Genomic DNA, 4416 nt, shown 5'->3' with positions numbered 1-4416 from the left:
GCCGCAATCACGGAAGAAATTGCTTCCCTGACTCCTTCCTATGGGGGCATCCGTTATGAGCGCTTGGAAGGCCTGGGACTGCAGTGGCCCTGCCCCACGCCCGACCATCCGGGTACACCTTATCTGCATAAAGACAAGTTCACCCGGGGCAAGGGAAAATTCCACGTAACTCCTTATGTGCCGGCTCCAGAGCTCCCGGATGAAGAATATCCGTTCCTCCTGACTACGGGACGGGTCCTCTATCATTACCACACCATAATCAGCCGAAAATCCAAGGGGCTATCGGAGATCTATCCCGAAGGGTTGCTGGAAATCAATCCGGAAGACGCCAGACGGCTGGGAATTCAGCCGGAGAATGGCCTCGTGGAAGTGGCCTCTCGACGGGGCAAGGTAAAGGTCAAAGCGAAAATCTCGGAAAATCTTCAACCAGGGATGGTTTTTATGACTTTCCATTTCAAAGAAGCAGCCGCTAACCTGTTGACGCTCGATGTCCTGGACCCGGTAGCTAAGATTCCCGGGTATAAAGTATGCGCCGTGAAGGTCCAGAAAATTTAGTTTTTATTATATTCCCCCCCTCTCTCTTGACGGGCATAAAGCGCTAACTTAACAAGAAATCCCCCCCCCTTTCTAAAAAGGGGGGGGATTTCGTCATAAATGGGCTTATAATTTAGGTGGTTAATTGTTGGTCAATTGTGTAGAACTGGCACCTAACACTACGACTTAACGCCTTAGTACTATTCAACTATTTAAAATTATATATAATGCATTGCAAGCCCTCCGGCAAGGCCCAAAAAAGAAATTTTGAATCTTTTTCACCTAAATAGATGTCTATCTCAGTAAAAGTCTTCTGGCGTAATGTATTCCATAGTGTAATCATTGGCCTTGTAATAAAGGATTTAAGATAAAAAGATATATTAAAGAGGCCTGATATAATTCCGTCAGGTTTCGGCCTTATATATAACCAGATACAGTCGCCGAAATTGAGGCGGTATCTAACGGGCATATCATCTATCTCCAGGGCGTGGAGTTCAGAAGTTATCTCTTCATTATTTTTTTTGGGCTTTATTTTTGTTCTTTTCGGTTTGAAGAAAGAGCTTTTCCCCACGACTGTAATAGGTTCTGGCTGAATCGATGCCCCCCAAAGTTTAAAGCATTCTATTGACAATTCTTTTAATACGGTTCCTCTGGCCTTAATCTGAATTTTCTTTTCCCTAAGGTCAAAGATAGCGTAAATTTGTGGGTTCGTCGCAAGCTGAAGTTCTGACTTCAAGAGCTTGTTCTCCCAAAGCAGTCTGTCCCTTTCATGAACAGATGTTGCTTCAGCGCTGAATGACAAAACGATGAGTAAAAATATGAATTTTGATAAGGGCATTAAAATATCAGTATTTTTGTACCCACTGATACTGTTTCATAAAGGGTTTTGAGATCCTGGTCGCCCATCCTGATACAACCGTGAGTGATATTTTTGCCAAGAAGCCTTGTATAAAGGGTACCATGTATGAAGTATCCATTTCCAAAGCCGAGCGCATAATTTCCCAGCATACCGTATTCAGCCTTTTCCATAAAGTTCTTGGGTATGGACTTGCTTTCTTCTATGAATGCCCAATCAGGCTTTATCCATGTTGGGTTTACAAGTATTGACCGGACAGTGAATTCCCCTTTGGGGGTGTCAAATATCCATTGCCTTTCTCCCGAAGGGTCCGTCAGTATGCTTCCGCTTCCGCAGGAAACGATTGCTTTAAGGATAGTTCTCTTCCCTTGGTTGAGGTAAAGAGTATTGCGTGCAGTATCTACAACGATATGAAGGCCGTGTGGCTGAAGGGCTTCGATCCTTTTCCTGAGTAAAGAGTTCTTTGATCTCAGAGAGTGCAAGAGGCTTGTTTGGGACTCGGGGGGTTTGGTTTCCTCCATCCTTGAAGCCTTCCAGGCAATAAAATATCCTGCGCCCTCTATGGCTAACCCTATCGATAATAATAAGAGTCCTGAAATCTTAAGGAGTTTCTTTTTGCTCATGTTCATTCTGGATGATGGTCAGCGCCGAGGATATGCTGTTTCGGCCATCCACCGCCCCCACGATGGTAATTGGAGTCCCGGATTCCACTGTATTGTAGATTTCTTCAATATGCCTGTTGTCCAGTGAAATGCAGCCGTATGTCATGCCTGCATTGCCCCCGCCATGGATCTCGATGGAGCCGCCAATGCTTACCGTCTTAGGCAGAAGACCTCTTTTTTTTGCCCTATTGAACTCCCTTCTATCCTCTTCATTGGGGTAGTTGATTAATAGGGCCTTGTAATATCGACTCCTGGGGTTCTTTCTGATGATCTTATATTTCCCCTCGGGGGTCGCATCGTCTCGCGCATGCCGCTTGTCCGACCACCCGCTGCGGCCCAAGCCTACACGGTAAGTTTTCAATAGTTCCCCATTCTTGTAGAGTAATAATTTTCTGTCAGCTTTGATGATGAGGATGGCATGGATCCTTTTTTCCCTTGATTCCTCGATCGTCTCCTCCGCCCACTTCTTCCATCTCATTATCTGTTTTGTGTCATGATAACGGGTTAGGACAGGTGTGATCGCCTTTTCGGCATCGATGAGATAATTCTCTACACCCTTTAATTTTTCCTCCGAAGCAATATACTGGTTCTCTTCGTATAATGCGCGCACCTCATTTAGGATCACCCCTGCTTTTGTGAGGCTGCCCCTTGAAACCCTTCCTTCGTTCAACATGAGGGTTACTTTATCCAAGTGATGGATCCTCTCTCGTAAGCTGTTCATACGATCAGCTACGATTAGGGCTTTCCTATGCTTTTCGATTTCAAGGTTTTTGAGCAATCCATCGCCTTGTTTGAGCAACTGGACAAATTCAGTCCGAACTGGTTTGTAATCCCTAAACCATCTGAACTGAGAATTGATTCTTAGGAGATCAATTTTTGCCTTATTCAGGTCTTCTTTATAACGGGCAAACTGCTCCGCAAGATAAAGGTGGGCTCCGGTCCTCCAGAGGTTGAATTCTTGCGCCTCGGCGAGTTTGACCTCTGGAGGAATGGGGTCTTGGTTGACACATCCGTACAGGGATAAGCAAAAGATGGTTAGTGCTATGGACGTTAGTTTCAATGCTGATAAATATACCGTGGCCACTTACTTCTTCGAGGGCTTTCTCGCCTTCGTAGCTTTTTCTGCCTGAACCTTTTCCATAGCCTCCTTAATCTGGTTCGCTACGCCAGTTGCCTTCTCCTTTATGGCACCCGCTTTAGTAACTGCTGTGCGATACTCCTCTTTGTCGATCAGGCCTTGAACCTCGGGGAGTAACTCTTCAACTCCTTTCACATCTCCCCTGAGCGCCTCGATGTCCGCTGCCGTGCCCTTGCCTTTCGGAGCCTGGGCAAGGAGTTTTTTCGCATCATCTACGCTAGCTTTCGCAGCTTCTTGTGCTGAAAGGGCATTCTGTTTGGCCTGCTCTTTTTTGGCTGGAAGGGCAGCCTTCATCTCCTCCGCATTCTTCTTCACTTCGGCCAACACCTGCTTTGCCTTATCATAGTTTTTAAAGGTTTTGTCCTCTTGGATTTTGATCTCATCCATTGCCATAGTCATTGCATCATTCAATTTCTTTTCATCCTCCGGGGAATATTTGCCGAGACCCTCGGAAATTACCGCGTTGGCGGCAGCCTTTGTATCCTCGATCTCTTTAGTAGGCTTTTGGCCGCAGCCGCTTACGAATGCTATTACCATAAACGCCAAGACAATGTACCGAGCTGTTTTCATCGCTTCTTCCTCCTTCTTTCCTTTCTTAATGTTTTGGTTAATTCAAAAATGAAAAGGCGCACCTTTTTGTGCAATCCCCTCTTTGAGGATATTAAGTGGTTGGGGAGGGCAGCATAGGGGGGGGTGGGAGCTGCACTGCCTTTCTACCCCGCTGACCTCCACCTTATCAATCTTTAGACCTTTTCAATGGTGATCTTTACTGTGTCACCTTTCTTGAGGTCCTCAGAGGGCTTGAATTTGACTGCCTCTAGCTTACTCGAATAGCTTACCTTGAAATCAACATTCACCTCATCTGTTTTCTTGACATCGGCAGATACTTTGCTCTGAACTTCTCCAATTTTTACTGACATTTAAATACCTCCTTTTTCTTGTTTGGCAGTGCGTAACACCCCTTTTAATTATTATGATACCATCCCCAAATGTCTTTTTGGGTTCTAGCGATTTGGTGCTCAAGTGATAGTCCAATCTTTTTCTGGTAAAAGACGGCCCTCCGTACCTATTTTTCCCCCTTTTTTGCTGCTTCAGGTTTTGCCGGAGCGGCGGTGGCCATTTCTTTAAATGTATTCTCCCACTTATCAACCATGGTTTTCAGCTCATCCATTTTGGCTTTCGCTTCATAAGGATTGGTGGCAATCATTTCTTTTGCCTTCCCCAAG

General features: G+C 45.5%; 6 protein-coding genes. 1 reads left to right on the top strand and 5 read right to left on the bottom strand.

Features of this window, described 5'->3' with window-relative positions:
• The coding region (locus Q7V48_10465; GenBank protein MDO9211151.1) for a molybdopterin dinucleotide binding domain-containing protein at positions 1–555 on the top strand (555 nt) is incomplete at its 5' end.
• 187 nt (positions 556–742) lie between these two features.
• Here Q7V48_10465 and Q7V48_10460 read toward each other — a convergent pair.
• From Q7V48_10460 to Q7V48_10440, 5 genes are all read right to left on the bottom strand, one after another.
• Positions 743–1270, bottom strand: coding sequence for a hypothetical protein (locus Q7V48_10460; GenBank protein ID MDO9211150.1), 528 nt, complete (start codon positions 1268–1270; stop codon positions 743–745).
• Between the two features lie 101 nt (positions 1271–1371).
• Positions 1372–2013 (bottom strand): L,D-transpeptidase, encoded by a 642-nt coding sequence (locus Q7V48_10455; GenBank protein ID MDO9211149.1) that lies wholly within the window; start codon positions 2011–2013, stop codon positions 1372–1374.
• A complete protein-coding gene (locus tag Q7V48_10450) occupies positions 1991–3136 on the bottom strand; it encodes a L,D-transpeptidase (protein ID MDO9211148.1) in 1146 nt (381 codons plus the stop codon). Before Q7V48_10450 ends, Q7V48_10455 begins: the two co-directional genes overlap by 23 nt.
• Complete coding sequence (locus Q7V48_10445) at positions 3137–3760, bottom strand: hypothetical protein (GenBank protein ID MDO9211147.1); 624 nt, start codon at positions 3758–3760, stop codon at positions 3137–3139.
• Positions 3761–3933: 173 nt separating this feature from the next.
• On the bottom strand, positions 3934–4110 hold the full coding sequence (locus Q7V48_10440) for a hypothetical protein (GenBank protein ID MDO9211146.1): 177 nt from the start codon (positions 4108–4110) through the stop codon (positions 3934–3936).
• Positions 4111–4416: the final 306 nt, after the last annotated feature.

The sequence above is a fragment of the Deltaproteobacteria bacterium genome, assembly GCA_030654105.1.
Taxonomy (GTDB): Bacteria; Desulfobacterota; SM23-61; order SM23-61; family SM23-61; genus JAHJQK01.
This window is presented reverse-complemented; position numbering and strand designations above follow the sequence as displayed.

Coding starts and splice junctions, on each gene's coding strand:
- Q7V48_10455 (MDO9211149.1), bottom strand. CDS start 2,013: ATGAGCAAAAAGAAACTCCTTAAGATTTCAGGACTCTTATTATTATCG.
- Q7V48_10445 (MDO9211147.1), bottom strand. CDS start 3,760: ATGAAAACAGCTCGGTACATTGTCTTGGCGTTTATGGTAATAGCATTC.
- Q7V48_10440 (MDO9211146.1), bottom strand. CDS start 4,110: ATGTCAGTAAAAATTGGAGAAGTTCAGAGCAAAGTATCTGCCGATGTC.